Source organism: Frankia sp. AgB1.9 (assembly GCF_016786355.1).
Taxonomy (GTDB): domain Bacteria; phylum Actinomycetota; class Actinomycetes; order Frankiales; family Frankiaceae; genus Pseudofrankia.
The window spans coordinates 1-19,773 of sequence record NZ_JADWYX010000041.1; the positions used below are offsets into that span (position 1 = coordinate 1).

Consider the following 19,773-nt stretch of genomic DNA (forward strand, 5'->3'; position numbering starts at 1 on the left):
GTGTGTGGGGGGGGGGGGCGGGGCGCCCGGGGGGGGGGCGGGCCCCCCCCCCCGGGCCCGGGCCCCCCCGCGGGGCGCTCCGCGTGGTCGGGCGCTGAGCGCCCTCCCCAAGCTTGGACTGGGGCAACGTCGAAATTCGAGGCGTGCGCCTGTCCAGGGTCGGGAGCAACGTCGCGTTCCGCTCGCATCGCGCCGGAGGCGCCCTTCGGGCTACCGCGTGGTCGGGCGCCAGGGCGCCCTCCCCAACCTGGAACCGAGGCTGGCGCCGAAATCCGAGGCGCGCGCCTGTCCAGGGTCGGGAGCAACGTCGCGTTCCGCTCGCATCGCGCCGGAGGCGCCCTTCGGGCTACCGCCGACGAAAACCGGCGGCCGCGCCTATCCAGGGTCGGGAACGGGTTCGGGATTCGCTTAAAGCGCTTTTCGGGGTGGCCGTGGGGGTTGATGGCGGGGCGGTCGCCAAAATTGGGGTGGGTGCGGTGGGTCACCAGGCGAGCGCGGTGGGGGGTGCAGGTGCGATCATGCGTGTCCAAAGCGCCTGGGGGGTGACTGTCGCCGTCGCCCTGACCACGCGCCGGCGGCCGCGCGGCCGCGCCGGCCGAGGCCGAGAGGATCGCCTGTGAGCAGTCCGGTCATCCCGCGGGTGGAGCGCGTGCTCACCCGGGGGGACTTCAGCCTGGACGGGCAGACCGTCAAGGTCGACAACAACGTGTGGCTGCTGGGCGACGACGCCGAGGTGCTGGTCATCGACGCGGCGCACGACCCGGCGGTGATCGTCGCCGCGGTCGACGGCCGGCGGGTCAACGGCATCATCGCGACCCACGGGCACAACGACCACATCAACGCCGCCGTCGAGCTCGCGGACCTCGTCGACGCGCCGATAGCGCTGCACCGGGCCGACCATCTGCTCTGGGAGTCGGTCTACCCGGCCCGGCGGCCGGACCGGGCCCTGGTCGACGGCGCGCCGATCCCGGTGCCCGGCGGGACGCTGCACGTGCTCCACACGCCGGGACACTCCCCCGGCGGGGTGTGCCTGTTCGGGTTGTTCGCCACCGGGCCGACGCTGTTCAGCGGCGACACCCTGATGCGCGGCGGGCCGGGTGGCACCGGCTGGTCGTACTCGGACTTCCCGACGATCCTGATGTCGATTCGCGAGCGGCTGTTCACCCTGCCCGCCGACACGATCGTGCATCCCGGGCACGGCGACGACACCTGGATCGGCGTCGAGGCCCACGACTACGACGCCTGGGTGGCCCGCGGCCACTGAGACCAGCCGGTCACCGAGCCAGCGCGGCGCCGGCCTGGCGCCGGCCTGGCGCCGGCCTAGGACGCCGCGGGCGGCTCAGCGTTGACGACCGCTCAGGGGTTGACGGTGTAGTCGCCGATGTGGGTGATCAGGCTCGGGTCGCGGCCGATCGCGTCGATCTCCGCGGAGCGCCCGTTCTCGGTGAAGTGCTCCAGGCCGACCTGGACGAACAACGCCCGGGCCCGCACGGCGACCGGCCCGTCCGGCGCGCCCAGGTGCCCCTGCCCGCTGGCGTACAGCTTGCGGCCGGCGACCGCGTCGGCCCGGGAGGTCAGGTAGAGCCTGGTGCCGACGGGGACCGGACGGCGGAAGTCGGTCTCCAGCCGGGCGGTCACGCAGCTCATCCGGGTCAGGTGGCCGAGCATCCCGAGGATCTCGTCGAGCGCGGACGCCAGCAGCCCGCCGTGCGCGAGACCGGGCGCGCCCTGGTGGTCCTCGGTGACGTCGAACGTCGCGGTGAGGTCGCAGCCCTCGCCCACGACGATCCGCATGTGCAGGCCGTGCGGCTGGCCCGGACCGCAGCCGAAACAGTTCGCGTAGTGCGTCGGCAGCACGAAGCCGGGCGCCGGCGCGTCCGGGTGGCGGGTCGGCGTGACCGCGTCAGGCGGGATCTCGGTGCGATAGGCCGTCACCCGCCGGACGATATCCAAGCGACCGGCGCAGCGAGACGCAGCGCGGCCAACGTCTCACCCGGCGCGTCCGGTCGGGCCGGCGCCGGCCCGCGGGCCGAGCCAGCCCACGGGCCGAGCCGGCCCGGCGAGCTGTCAGCCCTCGAGCCGCCGCTTGGCGGACCTCAGCCTGCGGCGCAACGGGATCTGCGCGATCACGCCGATCAGGAGCCCGACGACGAGACCGGCGCCGGACGCGATGGTCAGCGCCGCGGCGACCGACATGGACCTGCGGCTCCCGAACAGCCAGATCGGGACGGTCTGGCTGTTCTTCGCGACGAAAAGCACCACCAGGATCGCCACGATCAGGATCAGGACGGTGACCGCGTAGACCACCCAGCTGACCCCGCCCTGGCCGCGGCGCTGCTTGCCGGGCGGCTGGCTGCGCGGCGGCTGGCCGGGCGGACCGGCCTGCGTCGGCCCGCTCGGCGCGGTCGGCGCCGGGATCTGCCCCGGCGCGGGGTTGACGTATCCGTAGCTACCGGCGGGCTGCCCTGGCGCGGTCATACCTGACCCACTCCCCCTGCGACGTGGCACATGCTGCGTTACACAGTCTAGATCTACAGCGCACCAAAAGACCCGCTCAGCGCGCCGTGGGCCTGGTCGGACAGTCTGCTCCGCCGGCGGACGGCGCCGCGCGCGAGGGTGCCCGGCGGCCCCCGTCGTCAGCTGCCGGCGCCCGGCCGGGGCTCGTCCCACCGGACGGGCATGTGCGTGACGCCGCTGACGAAGTTCGACCGGAGCAGCTCGACCGGTCCGTCGAGGCGCAGGTGCGGCATCCTCGTGATGATCTCGGTGAGGATCAGTCGCAGTTCGAGGCGGGCCAGGTTCGCGCCGAGGCAGAAATGCGGGCCGCCGCCCCCGAACGTCACATGGTCGTTGGGGGTGCGGTCGACGTCGAACGTGAACGGATCGGGAAACACGTCCTCGTCACGGTTGGCCGAGGGGTACCACAGCACGACCCAGTCGCCGGCTCGGATCGTCCGGCCACGCAGCTCGACGTCACGTGTCGCCGTCCGGCGGAAGTACTGGATCGGGGTGGACCACCGCAGGATCTCCTCGACGGCGGTCGCCATGCGTTCACTGCTGTGGTCCGCGCGCAGCTTCGCGAGCTGCTCGGGGTTCTCCAGCAGTGCGCGCATCCCGTGCGCGGTCGCGTTCCGGGTCGTCTCGTTGCCCGCGACGATCAGCAGGACGAAGAACATCCCGAACTCGGCGTCGGTCAGACCGTCGTCCACGACCGCGGCCTGGGTCAGCCTGGTGACGATGTCGTCCGCGGGGTCACGCAGCCGGTCCGCGCGCAGGCTCTGGCCGTAGCCGATGAGCCCGGCGGAGGCGCGCATCCCCGCCTCCCGGTCGCCGACGTTGGGGTCGTCGACGCCGGTCATGGCGTTTCCCCACGCGAACATCTGGCGGCGGTCGCGCTCGGGCACTCCGACGAGCTCGCAGATGGCCTGGAGCGGCAGCTCGGCCGCGATCTCGTCGACGAAGTCGGCCCTGCCTCGCGCGATCACGTTGTCCACGATCAGGCGCGCCTTGAGCCGCAGGTGATCCTCCAACAGGCCCAGGACGCGGGGAGTGAAGCCGCGGCTGACGATGCGCCGGTGCCGCGCATGCCGCTCGGGGCCGAGGCCGGGGAGCATCTCCAACATCGCCGCGCCCTGGAAAGGGTCCTGGTCGACGTCGATGAGCGTGAAGCCGCGGGTCACGGTGAAGGTGTCGACGTCACGGTTGGCCAGCTGGATGTCCGCGTGCCTGGTCAGAGACCAGAACCCCTTGCCGTCGGCGTCGACGGTCCAGTGCACCGGGTCCTGCGCGCGCAGCCGAGTCAGCACGTCATGCTGCGCCATCGCCTGGAACGTTTCCGGGTTCAGGTCATAGGTCTCGACAGTCACGGCTGCTCTCCTCGTCGTCGAGCCTCATGCGTCGCGGTCGGCGGTCGGGGGGATGAGGCTGGTCAGGACGGCCGCGACGGCACGCTCGATGGCCAGCCGGTCCACCTGGTCCGGCGCTGCCGCCCGTTCGAGCGCCAGGCCGTTCCGTAGGGCGATCATGATGAGGGCCAGCGTGTCGAGATCGACGACGGCCGAGAGGCCGAGAGCGTGAAGCCGCTCGGCCAGCAGCGCGACGACTGCCTCCTGGTGCGCGCGCCGATGGGGCGCCCAGGCCTCCTGAATCCGAGAATCACGGCTTGCCTGCGCGGCGAACTCGACCATCAGGCGCTGGCCTCGGTCGTCGCTGACCAGGTAGTCGCCCATCAGCTCGATGCCACGGGCCTGCACCCGGTCCCGGTCGGTGCGGTCAGGGTCGGTTCGGTCAGGGTCGGTGCCGTCGGGGTCGGTCGCCGAGGTGACGCCACCGCGCACGGCCGCCGCCTGCTCGGCCATGTGAGCGCCGACGAGCTCCGCGAACAGCTGCTGTTTCGAGCCGAAGTTCGAGTAGACGGCCCCCTTGGTGAAACCGGCGACGCGCGCGACGTCGTCGAGCCGGCTTTCGCCGTAGCCCCGCTCGGCGAACACGCTGGCCGCCGCCGCCAGCAGGCGCCGGCGCACCTCCGCCCGCGGCGCCCGCGGCGTCGGACCCGCCGGGTCGACCGCCGTCCCCGCCGGGGCCGACCTCGCCGACGCGGCGGCTCCCCCCGACTCGAACGCGTCCGTTCCAGGATCACCCACACGGTCAGCCTACGATACCGACGGGTATCCGATACCAGCGGGTATCGGATTGGCGGGCCCGAGGGGCTTCGATCCCCGGGCCGGCACACGCGGCACGCAGCCGCTCGACCGCGCGCCGGTGGTCCATCTCTTGACCCAGCCAGAGCGGCCGAGCATCCTACGACTGGCCGCATACATACACATTTTGCGATCTTGTATGTTATTTCGTCGATCACCGCGGGAGATCCGATGACGACCTTGCAGGTGCGGCGGGTGCCCTTCGACTTCGACGGTGACGTCCCGTTCCTGTGGAACCCGGAGAACCCCGAGTTCTCGATGAGCGCGAACGCGACGGGCATCATCGCGATCGCGTTCGAGAAGTACATCGTCGCCGCGGTGAAGGAGGCGATCCCGCTGATCACCGACGCCGACGTCGCCGCCGAGGCTGACGCGTTCCTGCGCCAGGAGGCGCAGCACGCCCGGGCCCACCGCCAGCACATGAGGGCGCTGACCCGGACCTACCCGGGGCTGCAGGACACCGTCGACGCCGCGATGGCGCTCTACGACGAGCTGCTCGCGTCGAAGCCGCTGAAGTTCCACCTCGCGTACATCGCCGACCTGGAGTCGGCCTTCACCCCGACGTTCAAGCTGTTCCTCGACCACGAGGACCGGCTGTTCGCGCCCGGCGACGACCGGGTCGCGTCACTGTTCCTGTGGCACTTCACCGAAGAGGTCGAACACCGGAGCTCCGGCCTGCTCATCTACCGGGAGTTCGGTGGCGAGGCCTACCGGCTGCGCGCCCTGCCCTCAGTGCTGCTGCACATCAACCGGCTGCTCAAGGTCATCGCGGCGGGGATCAACGAGCACGTCCCGTTCGAGGACCGCAAGGTCGACGCGCGCGTGCTGGTCCCGGCCGAGGGAGTGCGCGCGAAGCTGCCGTCGCGCCGCCGTGGAAACCCGGCCCCGAGCTCGGGCGGGGGACTCGAATTCATCCCCAAGGCCGAACGCCGCGCCGCCGCTCGCCGCGTGCTGCGCGCCCAGCTGCCGGGGCACGACCCCGAGCACCAGCCGCTGCCGGTCTTCGTCGACACCTGGCTGGGCCGCTACGAAGACGGCGCCCCCGTAGCCAGCTGGTACTCCGCCACCAAAACGGCCTGAGGACAGCGGATGGCCGCCGACTGCAGCCCGACCTTCGAACATCTGGCCAGGAAGATCGGGAGCTTCTCCTGCGCCTCGGTCGAACCCGTGGTCCACTTACGCGACCCGTTCGGCCTGGCCAACTGGACCCTTCCCGTCGTCGAGGCCCTGCTGATCGCCGGCGCGGTCCTCGCCCTGGTCCACGCCGTCCGGCGCTGGCGCCGCCACGGCGACCCGTCGAACCTGGCGGTCTGGTTCGGGGCGATCGTCTACCTCGCCGTCACCGAGCCGACCCTGTTCTTCTCCCGGTCACTCGGCCTGCCCGACACCATGCACGACCTGTTCGCCCACAACGTCTTCACCGTCCAGCTGGTGGACGACCGCATCCCCCTCTACATCGTCGCGCTGTACGCGGCCCTGACGTCGCTGGCGTACGAGATCGTCCGGTCGCTCGGCGGTTTCCGCCGCAACGTGTTCCTCGGCGCGATCTGTGTCGGGTTCGTCCACCATCTGTTCTACGAGATCTTCGACCAGCTCGGGCCCCAGCTGCGCTGGTGGATCTGGAACTACGACCTGTCCCTCAACCAGCCGAGACTCGCCTCGGTGCCGATGACCAGCGTGTTCATCTTCGCCGCGCTCGGTCCCGCCGCCCTCACCCTGCTCGCGCGGCTGTTCGTGGGACGCAGGGCCGACCGGGGCGAGCGCGTCGGTGGCTGGAGCCTCACCTGGCGCACGCTCGCGTCGGGTGTGCTCGTCCCGCCGCTGATCGCCGTCGGCAGCCTGCCGTCCTCGGTCGTGGGCGACGACAACAACGGCGCCCAGGCCGTCGTGATGTGGCTGTGTGTCGCGGCCTTCGCGGTCGTCGCCGTGCCCGTCCTCTACCAGCAGTGGCGGGCCGCCCGAGCCGACCGGTCCGCCTCGGCCCCGGCCGCCGAGCGCCCCTGGTTCGCCGTCGGCTACGGCAGCCTGTTCCTGGTGGTCTTCGTCGTGCTGTGGACGACCGCGCTGCCCGCCTACCAGTCGGCCACCGACGGCGTCACCGCCGACGGCACCCCGATCGGGAGCCTGCCCTACGCGATCGGATGCCTGGTGGCCGCGGCCGCGGTGCTGGCCGGGGTGGCAACGGCGTCGTCCCTTTCCTGGGCCAGCCGGCCGTCGGGGGCGGAGGTCACCGAACCGGCGCCGCAGGCGAGCTCGGCCTGACCGGCCCGCCCGCCATGGCCACCGCGGGCCCGATCCAGCGTTCCAGGTAGTCGCGCAGCTCCTGACCGGTGCGGGGCGGGTCCGGCGGGTCGATGGTCATCGACTGGAGCAGGCGCAGCATGAGCTCGATCAGCTCGTCGAGCCGGTGGTCGTCGTAGCCCGCCGCCGCCCAGTCGACCGTCGAGCGGCCGAACAGCTCCTTCCCGAACTCCATCGCCACGGTCGAGGTGACGCCGCGGGTGAACACACCGGGGCGGCCGGCCGCGAGCAGCAGGGTGAGGTGCGGGTTGCCGGGCAGCCAGTCGATCGCCGTCGCGAGCGCCTCGACGACCCAGTCCACCGGCCGGGTGACGGCGCGCAGGTGGCGGATGAGGTCGTCGACGAACGACCCGACGGCGGCCTGGCCGACGGCGGCGAACAGCTCGTCGGTGCTGGGGTAGTAGCGGTACACGGTCTGGCGGATGACGCCGAGCTCGGTGGCGACGTCATGCAGCGTGAACGCCGCGGCGCCGTTGCGGTCGACGCACCGCATCGCCGCCTCGATGATCCGGCTGCGCGCCTCGTGCTCGTCCGCGGGCGGCGAGCCCGCCCAGCCTCGCCGCCTCGCCATGGCCTGATCCCTCGCGCGTCGAGCCTGCATCCGTTCCGCCGCCAACCTATAGGCGCGCACCGGACCGCAGGAGATCACCGCGGTTCCTCCCCGCCCGCGCTCCTGGCGACGGGCGGGGACCTCCTACCGTGGGCCGCGTCCGGCTAGAAGACGCCGATGCCGGCGGCCTCGTTGCGCTGGCGCCATTCCTGGCGGGTCATGCGGGTCGTGTCGACGTCCGTGGCGAGCGAGCGCAGGGCGCCGACGGTGGCCTGGTCCTGGGGGGTGTGCTTGAAGGGGTCCCAGCCGAAGAACCGGGTGGCGTTCTGCCAGGTGATCTTGTGGATCTCGTCGTCGGCGCACCCGGCCTGCTGGAGCTCGTCCCAGGCGAACTCCGGCGACCGCGGCCACGTGGTGTCGGTGTGCGGGTAGTCGCATTCCCACGCGATGATGTCGACGCCGATCCGGTCGCGCAGCCGCAGGCCCGAGGGGTCGGTGATGTAGCAGGCCAGGATGTGGTCACGGAACACCTCGGAGGGCAGCTTGCCGCCGAAGTCGCCGCCGTCGTGCAGCCAGGCCTGGTTCTCGACGTGGCGGTCGACCCGGTCGAAGTAGAACGGAATCCACCCGATCCCGCCCTCCGAGAGCGCGACCTTGAGGTCCGGGAACCTGCGCAGGGTCGGGCCGAACAGCAGGTCCTGGGCGGTGATGGCGCTGATCTGGCAGGCGAGCACCATCAGGTGGTCGATCGGAGCCTCGGCCGGCTTCTTGATCACGTCGAAGCCGGCGCCGATGTGCAGCGACAGGACCATGTTCTCGTCGCACAGCGCCTGGAGCATCGGGTCCCAGTGGCCGGAGAGGAAGCTCGGGAAGCCCTGGACGTGCGGCGTCTCCAGGAAGCTGATCGACCGGCAGCCCTTCCTCGCGACGCGGTGGACCTCCTTCACGGCGAGGTCGACGTCCCACATCGGGACGATCGCGAGCGGGATGAAGCGCCCGGGGTAGGTGCCGCACCACTCGTCGATCGCCCAGTCGTTGTAGGCCTGGAGCATCACGAGCGCGACATCCTTGTCCCGCGACTCGGTGAAGGTCCTGGCGTTCCAGCCGGCCATCGTCGGGAAGCACATCGAGGCCAGCACGCCGTTGGCGTCCATGTCCCTGACCCGCTCGTGCACGTCGAAGCAGCCGGGCCGAAGCTCGCTGTAGGTACCGGCGTTGTAGCCCCACTCCGTGCGGGGCCAGCCGACGGTCGCGGAAAGGCCGAAATGCGTCGTCGTCTTCTCACCCTGGAAGACCCACTGGTCTAAGCCCTGCTCGTTGCGCTCGACTCGCGGCGCCTCGTCGAGCCATTTCGCCGGGACGTGGTTGCGGTACATGTCCGGCGGCTCGATCATGTGGTCGTCGATGCTGACGAGGATCATGTCCTCCATGCGCATCGGGTCGCTCCTCTCGGGATGGCGGAACCTGGTCGGGCGGAACCTGGTCGGGAAAACGGCTACATCTTTCGGAAATCCCAGCTGACGATCTTCTCCGGGGTCAGGCGCAGCCAGGCGTGCCGCCCGTCGTAGTGCATCTCGTCCCGGCCGGTGTACTTCTGGGCGAAGAGGCGCTCGGGGACTTCCAGCTCGGGGTTCGGGGTGTTCGTCCGGGGCGCCTCGCCGACGGTCTCCAGCCGGCCCCGCAGCTCCACCCCGTGCAGCTCGTTGAACGCGTGCCCGCCGTCGACGAGGACGGAGACGCGCGGGTCGCGGGCGATGTCGGTCCAGCGCTGGCTCTTCACGATCGAGTTGAGCCACAGCGACGTGCCGTCCCAGGCGAACCACAGGGGCGTCAGATGCGGCCCGTTCCCGCCCGAGGTGGCGACGCGGCAGGTGCGCTCCTCGGTCAGGAAGGCATCGACCTCGGGCTGGCTCATGGCTATCTTGCGGCCTCTGCGCTGTTCTTTCATCGCGCGCGCATTCCTTTCGGATCTCGGCGGTCGGATATCGGAGGTCGGATATCGGAAGTCGGCGCGCCGGCGGTCAGGCGACGACGCCGCGGACCTTGAGGTCGATGATCGCCTCGACGTCCAGGCCCAGCTCGCCGAGCACGTCGTCGCCGTGCTCGTTGAACGCCGGTGCGCGCCGCGGTGGCGCCGGCTGCCCGTCGAACTGGACCGGGGCGGCGGCGAGGCGGAACGGCACGCCGTCGGCGGTCTGGCATTCCTGCACGTAGCCGTTGGCCACCGTCTGCGGGTCGACCGCGGCCTCCAGGGTGTCCTGGACGACGGACCACTGGCCGGTGAAGTCCGCCAGCAGGTCGCGCCACTCGGCGAGCGGGCGCTGCGCGAACACCTCCCGAAGCAGGGCGATGGCCTCGCCGCTGTGCGCGAGCAGGGCGGCGTGGTCGGCGAAGCGCGGGTCGGTGGCCAGCTCGGGCCGGCCGACCGCCGCGCAGGCCGACGGCCAGTAGCGGCCCGCCTGCAGGCAGGTGAACGACAGCCAGCGGCCGTCCTCGGTCTGGTAGTTGCGGCTGAGCGGGTTGGAGCCCTGCTTGTCCAGCGGCGGCGGGGTCCACGGGACGTCGAGCTGCAGCGACAGCGCGAGCGCCTGGCCCATCGACCACATCGCGGTACCGAGCAGTGAGACGTCCACCGTGGTCGCCTCGCCGGTGCGCTCCCGGTGGAACAGCGCGCTGGTGATCCCGCCGGCGATCGTCATGGCCCCGATCGAGTCGCCGAAGCCGGGCGCCGGCGGAACCGGGACATGGCCGTACTCGGGGCGCATCACCCCGGCGGCCACCCCGGCGCGCGACCAGAACGCCAGCGCGTCGTAGGCGCCGCGGTCGGCCTCGGGCCCGCGCTCGCCCTGGCCCGTGCCACGGACGTAGATGATCCGCGGGTTGTGCGCCCGGATGTCCTCGACGTCGATCTTCAGCTTGGCGCGGACGCTGGGCAGCTTGTTGGTCAGGAAGACGTCGGCCTTCGCGGCGAGCCGGTAGAGGATCTCCCGTCCGGCCTCCGAGGTCAGGTCGAGGCCGAGGCTGCGCTTCCCCCGGTTGGAGTGCTCGAACAGGACGTGCACGTCGTCCGGCACGACCGCGATGCCGGACGACGCGAGGCCGCGCATCGCGTCGCCGCGCTCGACGTGCTCGATCTTGACGACGTCGGCGCCCCAGTCGGCCAGGAGCGCGGAGGCCGCGGGGACGAAGGTGTGTTCGGCGACCTCCAGCACCAGGACGCCACGCATCACCGCGGTCATGGACACCTCCACCTTGACGCTGTCCCCATCGTCATATGCAAACGTTGCTCGCCTTTCGGCTCGAAGTATGCGAGCGCCGTTCGCATACTGTCAAGGTGGTGTTCGATGGTGGAGTGCAGCAGCGATCACTCGTGGTGCCCGGCGCGGACAGGCCGGCCGGCCCCGACCAGGGCACGGCCGAGCCCGCCGACCCGGGCTCCGCCCGCTGGTGGGCCGAACGCGTCGCCGCGGCCCGCAGGCGGCGCCCCCGGGTCGGCGGCCTGTCCACCGAACGCGTCGTGACGGCCGCGCTGGAGGTCATGCGCTCGGGCGGGGTCGACACGCTGACCGTGCGGGCCGTCGCGGACCACCTCGACACCAGCAGCGGGTCGCTGTACCGCCACATCGCGAGCCGGGACGAGCTGATCGCGCTGATCGCCGACCACGTCCTCGGCGACATCCGGCTGGTCCGGACCGGGCGCGGCTGGCGCCACGACGTCGAAGGGCTCATGCGCGAGCTGCGCCGGGTCCTGCTCACCCAGCCGCTGCCCGCGTCGACCGGGCGGAACCGGTCGGGGTACGGACCGAACGCGCTGCGTCTCGTCGACGCCGCCCTCGGCATGTTCCTGGACGCCGGGCTGGCGCCGAGGCAGGCGGCCTTCGCGGCCAGCACGGTGATCCAGTACGTGGCCGGGGTCGTCGAGATCGAGCGCAGCGCCGCCGGCCGCGGCGCGCACGGAGCCGTCGGCGCCGACGGCTTCGGGCAGCTCGTCGCCGGGCTGCCCGCCGACCAGTTCGCCGCCCTGCGGACGGCGGGCGACGCGTACGTGTCCATGGCGGCCGACGAGGTGTTCTCCTACGGCATGAGCCGCTTCCTCGACGGCATCGCCACCGAGATCTCCGCCGGCCGGCCGGCCGGGTCGAGCTCGGCCACGCGGTAGCGCGACCGGGTCGCCGCGCGCCGGCGGGTCAGGCGACCCCGAGGCAGGCGAGGGCCGCGGTGGTCAGCAGGGGGACGAGCTCGGCCCGCGGCAGACCGCTGTCGTACGTGACGACCGACTGGATCGCGGCGACCGCGGCCTGGACGAGGGTCGCGGACTGGGCGTCGTTCAGGTCCGGGCGCAGCTCGCCGAGGGTCGCGGCCCAGTCCGCGTTGTAGCGGCGCTGCGCGCGGCGCAGGCCGCGTCCCTCGTCAGGCGGCAGCGTCGCGGCCTCGCGCCGGTAGAGCCGGACCATGTCCTTGTTGTCCAGCGAGAAGTCGATCTGGGACTGGATCAGCAGCCGGATCGTCGTGCCGCTGTCCTGGCCGGCGTCGAGGATCCGGGCCGCGTCCGCGAGCAGCGCCGTCAGGGTCTGGTCGAGCAGCGCCGAGAGCACCTGGGCCTTGCTGGCGAAGTGCCGGTAGACGCCGGAGCCGACGATGCCCGCCTCCTGGCCGATCTCGGCCATCGTCACGGCGTGGTACCCACGCGCGGCGATCAACGATGCGGCCGCCACCAGGATCTTGTCCCGCCGCTCCGGATCGCGCACCCGGGCCGCTGCCTGCTGGGTCATGGGCCGGGCGGCCGCTCGTCGAGCAGCGCGGCGGGGATGTCCATGAACCGGGAGCGTACGTACTCACCGAGGCCTTTCGCCTGGGGGTCGAGGCGGACGCTGGCGGCGACGCCGTCACCCAGCAGGCCGACCACCACGAAGTTGACGGCCCGCAGCAGGGGCAGCTCATACCGGTGGACGGGCAGGGCGGCGGCCTCCGGGAGCAGCTCGCGCAGGGCCTCGGTGGTGAGGGTCGCCGCCAGCCAGCGGTGGGCGGCGTCGGTCCGGGCCCAGAGGCCGACGTTGGCGTTGCCGCCCTTGTCGCCCGAGCGCGCCCCGGCGACCCGGCCGAGCGGCACCCGCACCGTGACCGCGTCGGTGCCAGCGCTGCTGTCGCTGCCGCCGGCCGCGACCGAGACCCCGCGCGCCACCGACGCCGGCCGGGTGCCGGCGGCAGCTTGACCCGCCGCCGGGCTGTGCGGGATCACGAGGGTGCTGCCGTCGTCGAGGACGACCATGTGGGTAACGGCGTCACGGTCGACGAGCGTCGGCCAGTAGACCCCGAAGGACGTCGCGCCGCCGGGCGGGGCAGCGGTGTGGAAACCGGCGTAGCCACCGAGGAAGAGGCTGTTGGCGGCGTCCGAGAACCGCCGGCCCACCTTGGCCGCGTCCCGGTCCTTGACCGTGACCCGCAGCTGCGCCGTCGCGAGCGTGTTGGCGTCGGCGTCGTCGCGGTCGAACCGGAGCAGCTGCACGTCGACCGCGTCGAAGGCGGCCTCACCACCGAGCTGGTCGAACAGCTCCTGACGGGCCCAGGCGGCCTTCTCCTCGATGTCCAGGCCGGTCAGCACCATGGTCACGGTGTTGCGGTAACCGCCGAGATAGTTCACCGCGACCTTGAGTCGGGTCGACGGCGGGCTGCCCCGGGTGCCGGTGAGCAGGACCCGGTCCGGGCCCTGCCGGTCCAGCCGGACGGTGTCGAAGTGCGCGACGACGTCGGGGTTCGCGTACTCGGGCGCCGCGATCTCGTAGAGCAGCTGGGCGGTGACGGTGCCCGTCGTGACGGCGCCGCCGGTGTCGGAATGCTTGGTGATCACGCTGCTGCCGTCGGCCGCGACCTCCGCGATGGGAAACCCGGGATAGCGCCGGTCGGTCACCTCGTCCAGGAAGCTGTAGTTGCCGCCGCAGGCCTGTGCGCCGCACTCGATGACGTGACCGGCGGCGACGGCGCCGGCCAGCCGGTCCCAGTCCGCGCGGGCCCAGCCATGCCACCACGCGGCCGGGCCGACCACGAGCGAGGCGTCGGTGACGCGCGGGGCGATGACGACGTCCGCGCCGCGGGACAACGCGGTGGCGATCCCCCAGCCGCCGAGGTAGGCGTTCGCCGTGACCGGTTCGACGGCGGCGTCGGCGAGCGGCCGGCCGGTGTCGAGGTGCGCGAACGGCTCGCCGGCCGCCCGCAGCGCCCCGAGGCGTTCGACGAGGTCGTCCCCGGTGATGTGGGCGACGCTGGGCCGCAGGCCAAGACCGGCGGCGAGGTCGCGGACCTTGCCCGCGAGGCCCGCGGGGTCCAGCCCGCCCGCGTTCACCACGATCTTGATGCCGCGGTCCAGGCAGGTGCCGAGCACGTCCTCGACCTGGCTGAGGAACGTCCTGGCGTAGCCGGCTCCGGCTGGGCGGGCCCGCGTCTTCCAGAGGACGAGCATCGTCAGCTCGGCCAGGTAGTCCCCGGTGAGCACGTCGATCGGGCCACCTTCGACCATGAGGCGGGCGGCGTCGAGCCGGTCACCGAAGAAGCCGGAGCAGTTCGCGATCCGGACCGGCCGCCGCGGCGCCGGGGGTTCGCCCGCCGGGCCTGTCGTCATGAGCCTGCCTCCTCGGCCGGGACTCGGTTCGGCGCGCGGCCGGAGCCCGGTGGGCCGGCGAACACCTGGGCGATCTCGAGGTACACCGCCGCGTCCGCCCCGGTCGCAGTCAGCGCGAGGTCACGGTGGTGGCGCCGCTGGGTGACCAGCAGGCAGAAGTCCTGCGCCGGCCCGCGCACGACATTCCGCGCGTCGGCTGGGCCCCACGTCCACAGGGCACCGTCCGGTGCGGACAGCTCGACGCGGAACGAGCCGGCCGGCCTGGGCCGACCGTGCACGGTGAAGGCCCAGCCGATCGTGACGACTCCCAGGTGCGCGATGTGCCGCAGCCGCGCCGTAGGCGCCGGGTCGAGGCCGAGCGTGTCGGCGACGTCCTGGCCGTGCGCCCAGGTCTCCATGAGCCGGGCGGACAGGGAGCTCGCCGCGCTCATCGGCGGCCCGAACCACGGCAGCCTCCGGTCCGGCGGCACGGCGAGCAGCGCCGTGAGCAGCTCGCCGCGGGTCCGGGTGAACCAGGCGAGTGCCTGCGCACCGGTCCGGTCGCGGGACTGCCGCGCGACCACGTCGACGAAGTCCGGGCCGAGCGCGACCAGCGCCTGCCTGCGCGTCTCGAACCTCGCCGGGTCGGTCGCGGCCAGCGTCGCGATCTCGTCCCAGAACGCGAGGTGGGTGACCTGGTCAAGGACGTCCCACCCCGCGGCCGGCGTGGGCTGGTGCCAGGCGGCCTCGGACAGCCCGTCGAGCATCGCGGTGAGGCTCGCGGTCTGCGCGGCCAGGTCCTCGGCGAGCGCGGCGACGTCGACCGCCATCAGGCCGTCACCGCCGCGCGGGCGACGTCGGCCTCGGCGGCGGGGGCGGGGGCGGGGGCGGGGGCGATCAGCGCGAGCACCGAACCGCTGTCGACCGCGTCGCCCTCGCGGAAGTTCAGCTCGGCGACGACGCCGTCGACCGGGGCCGTGATCGTGTGCTCCATCTTCATGGCTTCCAGGACGACGACGACGGCGCCCTTGGCGACGGCGTGACCGGCGGCGACGCCGAGCCGGACGATGGTGCCCGGCATCGGAGCCGTGAGGGACCCGGGCGCCACCACCGACCCGGGCTCGACGAACCGCGGCACCTCGCGCGCGACGGTCGACGCACCCCGGCCGTCCAGGTAGACCGTGCGCGCGCCGGTGCGCTCCTCGACCCGCATCACGTCGATGCGGGAACGGACCCCGTCGACGGTCAGGTCGACGAGGCGGGCGTCCGCGTGGTGAAGCTCGACGTCGACCGTCGAGCCGGCCACTGTCGCGTCGACCCGCGTCCCCCGGTGGCGGTAGGTCACCTCGACCGCCTCTCCCCCGGTGTCGTACTCGACCTTCTGCGGCGCGGACGCGACATTGCGCCAGCCGGCGGGGACGCCCGGCAGGATCGCGGCCGCCCGGCGATCGGCCGCGGCCGCGAGCGCGGCGGCGACCAGGTGGGTTGCCCGCACCTCCTTGGCCGGCCCCCCCTTGGCCGACGCGGCGGCGCCCAGCACGGCCGGGTCGTGCCGGTCGAGGTAGCCGGTGTCGATCGTGCCGGCGCGAAACTCGGCCTCGCGCAGGATCGCGACCAGCAGCGCCCGGTTCGTCGTCACGCCGTGGGTCCGGGTGCCGGCCAGAGCAGTGGCCAGCCGGCGGATCGCCTGCTCCCGGGTGGCGCCGTGGGCGATCACCTTCGCGAGCATCGGGTCGTAGTGCATGCCGACGACCGAGCCGTCGACCACGCCGGAGTCGACCCGGACGCCGGGCACCGCCGGCACCTCGAAGCGGTGCAGGACGCCGGTCGACGGGAGGAACCCGGCCGGCACGTCCTCCGCGTAGAGCCGGGCCTCCACCGCGTGGCCGGTGATCGTCGCCGTGTGGGCCTCGGGCGGCAGCGGCCGGCCCTCGGCGACGCGCAGCTGCAGCGCGACGAGGTCGAGGCCGGTGATCTCCTCGGTGACCGGGTGCTCGACCTGCAGCCTGGTGTTGACCTCCAGGAAGTAGAACTGGCCGGACGGGTCGAGCACGAACTCCACGGTGCCGGCGCCGACGTAGCCGATCGCGCGGGCCGCCGCGATCGCGGCCGTGCCGAGCCGGGCCCGCAGCTCGGCGTCGACCGCGACAGACGGCGCCTCCTCGATGATCTTCTGGTAGCGGCGCTGGATCGAGCACTCCCGCTCGAAGAGGTGCACCACGTCGCCCTGGCTGTCCGCGAAGATCTGGACCTCGATGTGCCGGGGGCGTTCCACGTAGTGCTCCAGGAACACCGCGCCGTTCCCGAACGCGGCGGCGGCCTCGCGCCGGGCGGCCTCGACCGCCCCGGCGAGCTCCGCCAGACCGCGCACGATGCGCATCCCCCGGCCACCACCGCCGTAGACGGCCTTGACCAGCAGCGGCAGCTCCAGGGCCGCCGCCTCCCGGGCGAGCCGGCCGGGGTCGGCGGCGAGCGCCTCGTCCACGACCAGGCCCGGCAGCACCGGGACACCGGACGCGGCCATGAGCTCCTTGGCCCGCGTCTTCGAGCCCATCGCCTCGATCGCGGCCGGCGGCGGGCCGACGAACGTCAGCCCCGCCCGCGCGCAGTCCCGGGCGAACTCGGCGTTCTCCGAGAGGAACCCGTAGCCGGGGTGGATGGCATCGGCGCCGGTGCGTCGCGCGGCCGCGATGACCAGGTCACCGCGCAGGTACGTCTCGCCGGGAAGCGCGCCGGGCAGCCGGACCGCCTCGTCGGCCGCGGCGACGAACGGACCGTCGGCGTCCGGGTCGGAGTAGACCGCGACCGTCGCGATGTCGAGCTCGCGCGCGGTGCGCATGACCCGCGCGGCGATCTCCCCACGATTGGCGACCAGCAGCTTGGTAATCGTCGTCATGGCCGTCCCTACATCCTGAAGACGCCGTAGCCGCGGCGCCCCTCGATCGGTGCCGAGTGCGCGGCTGACAGCGCGATGCCGAGCACGGTGCGGGTGTCACGCGGGTCCAGCACGCCGTCGTCATAGAGCTTTCCGCTGACGAAGAACGCGTCGGACTCCGCGGCGATCTGGCGTTCGATCCGGTCGCGGCGGGCGTCGTCCTGCGCCTGGTCGAACGGTCGGCCGGAAGCGGCCGCGGCGGCCTTCCCTACGATGGACAGCACGCCCGCGAGCTGCGCGGCGCCCATCACGGCGAGCTTCGCGTTGACCCAGGCGAACATGAGACGCGGGTCGTACGCCCGGCCGGACATGCCGTAGTTCCCGGCGCCGAACGACGCGGCCATGTTGACGGTCAGATGCGGCACCGCGCTGTTCGTGACGGCGTTGATCAGCTTCGCGCCGTCCTTGATGATGCCGCCCTGCTCGTACGCCGCTCCGACCATGAAGCCGGTCGTGTTCTGCAGGAAGATCAACGGAGTGTCGACCTGGTTCGCGAGCTGGATGAACTCGGCGCCCTTCTTCGACTCCTCGGAGAACAGGATGCCGTTGGCGTTCGCGAGCACGCCGACGGGGAAGCCGTGGATCGAGGCCCACCCGGTGACCAGGCTCCTGCCGTAGTCGGGCTTGTACTCGCCGAACCGGGAGCCGTCCACGACCCGGGCCAGCACCTCTCGCGGGTCGAACGGGGTCCGGAAGTCCGCCGGCGCGATGCCCAGCAGCTCGTCCGGGTCGTAGAGCGGGGCGTCGGCGGGCAGGCTCGGGCCCGGGCCGCGCTTGCGCCAGTTCAGCTCGGAGACGATCCGCCGGCCGATCCGGATCGCGTCCCGCTCGTCGAGGGCGAAGTAGTCCGCCAGTCCGGAGACGCGGGCGTGCATCGCGGCGCCGCCGAGGTCCTCGTCGTCGGACTCCTCGCCGGTCGCCATCCTCACCAGCGGCGGGCCGCCCAGGAACACCTTGGCCTGCTTGTCGACGAGCACCGCGTAGTCGCACATGCCGGGGACATAGGCGCCGCCCGCGGTCGAGTTCCCGAAGACCAGCGCGATCGACGGGACGCCCTGCGCGGACAGCTCCGTCAGGTCGTGGAAGATCTTCCCTGCCTGGACGAACAGGTCGGACTGACTGGGCAGGTCGGCGCCACCGGACTCGACCAGGTTGACGACCGGCAGCCGGTTGCGCCTCGCGATGTCCAGTGCCCGCAGCGTCTTGCGCAGGGAGAACGGGTTCATCGCGCCGCCGCGAACGGTTGGGTCGTGCGCGATGACCACGACCTCGACGCCGGCGACGACGCCGATGGCGGTGACGACGCTCGCGCCGACGGTGAACTCGCTTCCCCACGCGGCCAGCGGCGAGAGCTCGAGCAACGGCGAGTCCCGGTCGACGAGGAGCTCGATCCGCTCCCGGACGAGCAGGCGGCCACGTTGGTGATGACGCTGCCGGTAGCGGGCGCCGCCGCCGTCGCGCGCCGTGTCCAGCTCCGCGTCCAACGCGGCGAGGGCCACGAGCTGCGCGGCCCGGTTCGTCCGGTACTGGTCGGCGTGGACATCCAGTCGGGACCGCAACACCGTCCCCTCGGCCACGCGGGCGTGCGCGGCTGTCCGACCCGGCTGCGCGAGAACGCTCACGTTCTTCCTCCTCCTCCTCCTGGCCGGTTCGTCGGTCCGGCCGGGGCGGGCCACCCCTCGAAGCCACACTGCCACTAGTGACTCGCGATTAACTATCCAGCGGCCAGCGCGGACACGAACCCGCTACTTTGACCGCCGATGTCCACCAGACCGGACGCTAGTGAATGTATGGTCACTAGTGGGGCGGAGGCAAGCGGCGCGGTAGATGCCGCGGGAGCGCGGCCCCCGGTCGCCGGGCAGGCGGCCGACGCCAGCAGGGCCCGGCGAGAGAGGACCGCGACCGTGCCGCTCGTGGACTGTGAGATCGACGACCGGGGAATCGCGACCGTGACGCTGCGAGACCTCGCAACCCGCAACGCCCTGGGCGGTCAGCTGCTCGACGAGCTGATCAGTCATCTGGAGCGGCTGCGCGCCGACGACTCCGTGCGGGTGCTGGTGCTCGCCTCCGCCGACGAGCGGGTGTTCTCGAGCGGCGGCGACCTGAAGGCCTTCGTCGACGACAGCTCGGCGATGGACAAGTACGCGGACCTGGACCGGTTTCCCCGGCTGTTCCGGCTCCTCGCGCGGCTCGGGCGCCCCAGCATCTGTGCCGCGGGCGGGGACGTGCTCGCCGGCGCGTTCGGGCTCGCGCTCGCCTGCGACCTGATCGTCGCGCGGGAGGGCACACGCTTCGGCTGCCCCGAGATCAACGTCGGGGTCTTCCCGTTCATGGTCTCGGCTCTGATCTACCGCAGCGTGCCGAGGGCGAAGGCGAACGAGCTCATGATGACCGGCCAGCTGATCACGGCCGAGGAGGCCGAACGCCTGCACATCGTCAACGCCGTCGTGCCCGCGGCCGGGTTCGCGGCCGAGGTCGACCGCTGGGCCGGGCTCATCGCGTCTCGTTCACCGCTGCTGATGCGCATGGGCAAGGACGCCCTCGACGCGACCCGCGACCAGCCGCTCGACGCGGCGCTGGCCTATCTGCGCGGCCAGCTCGCGCTCGCCCTCACCACCGACGACCTGCGCGAGGGTGTCGGGTCGTTCCGCGAGCGCAGGCAGCCCCGGTGGACCGGACGGTAGCCACGACG

General features: G+C 72.5%; 18 protein-coding genes. 5 read left to right on the forward strand and 13 right to left on the reverse strand.

From position 1 onward, the window contains the following. Nucleotides 1-616 precede the first annotated feature (616 nt). Nucleotides 617-1,264 carry an MBL fold metallo-hydrolase gene (locus I6A60_RS18060; RefSeq protein WP_203017089.1) on the forward strand — a complete coding sequence of 216 codons (648 nt, stop codon included), beginning with the start codon at nucleotides 617-619 and terminating at the stop codon, nucleotides 1,262-1,264. A gap of 92 nt (nucleotides 1,265-1,356) precedes the next feature. On the opposite strand, the gene I6A60_RS18065 is transcribed toward I6A60_RS18060, so the two are convergent. The 4 genes from I6A60_RS18065 to I6A60_RS18080 form a co-directional block, all read right to left on the reverse strand. After that, a complete protein-coding gene (locus tag I6A60_RS18065; protein ID WP_203017091.1) occupies nucleotides 1,357-1,935 on the reverse strand; it encodes a PaaI family thioesterase in 579 nt (192 codons plus the stop codon). Between the two features lie 132 nt (nucleotides 1,936-2,067). Next, nucleotides 2,068-2,478 (reverse strand): lipopolysaccharide assembly protein LapA domain-containing protein, encoded by a 411-nt coding sequence (locus I6A60_RS18070; RefSeq protein WP_203012160.1) that lies wholly within the window; start codon nucleotides 2,476-2,478, stop codon nucleotides 2,068-2,070. Nucleotides 2,479-2,636: 158 nt separating this feature from the next. After that, nucleotides 2,637-3,866, reverse strand: coding sequence for a cytochrome P450 (locus I6A60_RS43605; RefSeq protein WP_203012159.1), 1,230 nt, complete (start codon nucleotides 3,864-3,866; stop codon nucleotides 2,637-2,639). Between the two features lie 24 nt (nucleotides 3,867-3,890). Continuing rightward, on the reverse strand, nucleotides 3,891-4,643 hold the full coding sequence (locus tag I6A60_RS18080) for a TetR/AcrR family transcriptional regulator (protein ID WP_203012158.1): 753 nt from the start codon (nucleotides 4,641-4,643) through the stop codon (nucleotides 3,891-3,893). Between the two features lie 228 nt (nucleotides 4,644-4,871). Here I6A60_RS18080 and I6A60_RS18085 point away from each other — a divergent pair, with 228 nt between their 5' ends. Together I6A60_RS18085 and I6A60_RS18090 are read left to right on the forward strand one after the other, a co-directional pair. Then, the gene (locus I6A60_RS18085) at nucleotides 4,872-5,780 is read left to right on the forward strand and encodes a metal-dependent hydrolase (protein WP_203012157.1); all 909 of its coding nucleotides are present in this window, start codon (nucleotides 4,872-4,874) and stop codon (nucleotides 5,778-5,780) included. 9 nt (nucleotides 5,781-5,789) lie between these two features. Then, nucleotides 5,790-6,962: a hypothetical protein gene (locus tag I6A60_RS18090; RefSeq protein WP_203012156.1), complete on the forward strand. Its 1,173-nt coding sequence runs from the start codon at nucleotides 5,790-5,792 to the stop codon at nucleotides 6,960-6,962. Here the strand turns inward: I6A60_RS18090 and I6A60_RS18095 are convergent. The 4 genes from I6A60_RS18095 to I6A60_RS18110 form a co-directional block, all read right to left on the reverse strand. Beyond that, on the reverse strand, nucleotides 6,928-7,572 hold the full coding sequence (locus tag I6A60_RS18095) for a TetR/AcrR family transcriptional regulator (protein ID WP_203012155.1): 645 nt from the start codon (nucleotides 7,570-7,572) through the stop codon (nucleotides 6,928-6,930). The genes I6A60_RS18090 and I6A60_RS18095 overlap by 35 nt on opposite strands. Before the next feature lie 143 nt (nucleotides 7,573-7,715). Then, nucleotides 7,716-8,987 carry an amidohydrolase family protein gene (locus tag I6A60_RS18100; RefSeq protein WP_203012154.1) on the reverse strand — a complete coding sequence of 424 codons (1,272 nt, stop codon included), beginning with the start codon at nucleotides 8,985-8,987 and terminating at the stop codon, nucleotides 7,716-7,718. Nucleotides 8,988-9,046: 59 nt separating this feature from the next. Continuing rightward, nucleotides 9,047-9,499 (reverse strand): pyridoxamine 5'-phosphate oxidase family protein, encoded by a 453-nt coding sequence (locus I6A60_RS18105; protein ID WP_203012153.1) that lies wholly within the window; start codon nucleotides 9,497-9,499, stop codon nucleotides 9,047-9,049. Nucleotides 9,500-9,572: 73 nt separating this feature from the next. Further along, complete coding sequence (locus I6A60_RS18110; protein WP_203012152.1) at nucleotides 9,573-10,790, reverse strand: CaiB/BaiF CoA-transferase family protein; 1,218 nt, start codon at nucleotides 10,788-10,790, stop codon at nucleotides 9,573-9,575. A 95-nt stretch (nucleotides 10,791-10,885) separates the two neighbouring features. On the opposite strand from I6A60_RS18110, the gene I6A60_RS18115 reads away from it, so the two are divergent. Further along, nucleotides 10,886-11,710: a TetR/AcrR family transcriptional regulator gene (locus tag I6A60_RS18115; RefSeq protein ID WP_374210126.1), complete on the forward strand. Its 825-nt coding sequence runs from the start codon at nucleotides 10,886-10,888 to the stop codon at nucleotides 11,708-11,710. Between the two features lie 28 nt (nucleotides 11,711-11,738). Here I6A60_RS18115 and I6A60_RS18120 read toward each other — a convergent pair whose 3' ends face one another. The 5 genes from I6A60_RS18120 to I6A60_RS18140 are packed head-to-tail and all read right to left on the reverse strand — an operon-like array spanning nucleotide 11,739 to nucleotide 18,703. Then, nucleotides 11,739-12,323: a TetR/AcrR family transcriptional regulator gene (locus I6A60_RS18120; RefSeq protein WP_203012150.1), complete on the reverse strand. Its 585-nt coding sequence runs from the start codon at nucleotides 12,321-12,323 to the stop codon at nucleotides 11,739-11,741. Further along, nucleotides 12,320-14,167 carry an acyclic terpene utilization AtuA family protein gene (locus I6A60_RS18125; RefSeq protein ID WP_203012149.1) on the reverse strand — a complete coding sequence of 616 codons (1,848 nt, stop codon included), beginning with the start codon at nucleotides 14,165-14,167 and terminating at the stop codon, nucleotides 12,320-12,322. The genes I6A60_RS18120 and I6A60_RS18125 overlap by 4 nt, the downstream gene beginning before the upstream one ends. Then, nucleotides 14,164-14,976 (reverse strand): TIGR03084 family metal-binding protein, encoded by an 813-nt coding sequence (locus tag I6A60_RS18130; protein WP_203012148.1) that lies wholly within the window; start codon nucleotides 14,974-14,976, stop codon nucleotides 14,164-14,166. The genes I6A60_RS18125 and I6A60_RS18130 overlap by 4 nt, the downstream gene beginning before the upstream one ends. After that, complete coding sequence (locus I6A60_RS18135) at nucleotides 14,976-17,042, reverse strand: biotin carboxylase N-terminal domain-containing protein (protein WP_203012147.1); 2,067 nt, start codon at nucleotides 17,040-17,042, stop codon at nucleotides 14,976-14,978. Before I6A60_RS18135 ends, I6A60_RS18130 begins: the two co-directional genes overlap by 1 nt. Nucleotides 17,043-17,050: 8 nt before the next feature. Next, nucleotides 17,051-18,703 carry a carboxyl transferase domain-containing protein gene (locus I6A60_RS18140; protein ID WP_307873743.1) on the reverse strand — a complete coding sequence of 551 codons (1,653 nt, stop codon included), beginning with the start codon at nucleotides 18,701-18,703 and terminating at the stop codon, nucleotides 17,051-17,053. 282 nt (nucleotides 18,704-18,985) lie between these two features. Between I6A60_RS18140 and I6A60_RS18145 the strand changes: the two genes are divergently transcribed. After that, nucleotides 18,986-19,765 carry an enoyl-CoA hydratase/isomerase family protein gene (locus tag I6A60_RS18145; protein WP_203012146.1) on the forward strand — a complete coding sequence of 260 codons (780 nt, stop codon included), beginning with the start codon at nucleotides 18,986-18,988 and terminating at the stop codon, nucleotides 19,763-19,765. Nucleotides 19,766-19,773: the final 8 nt, after the last annotated feature.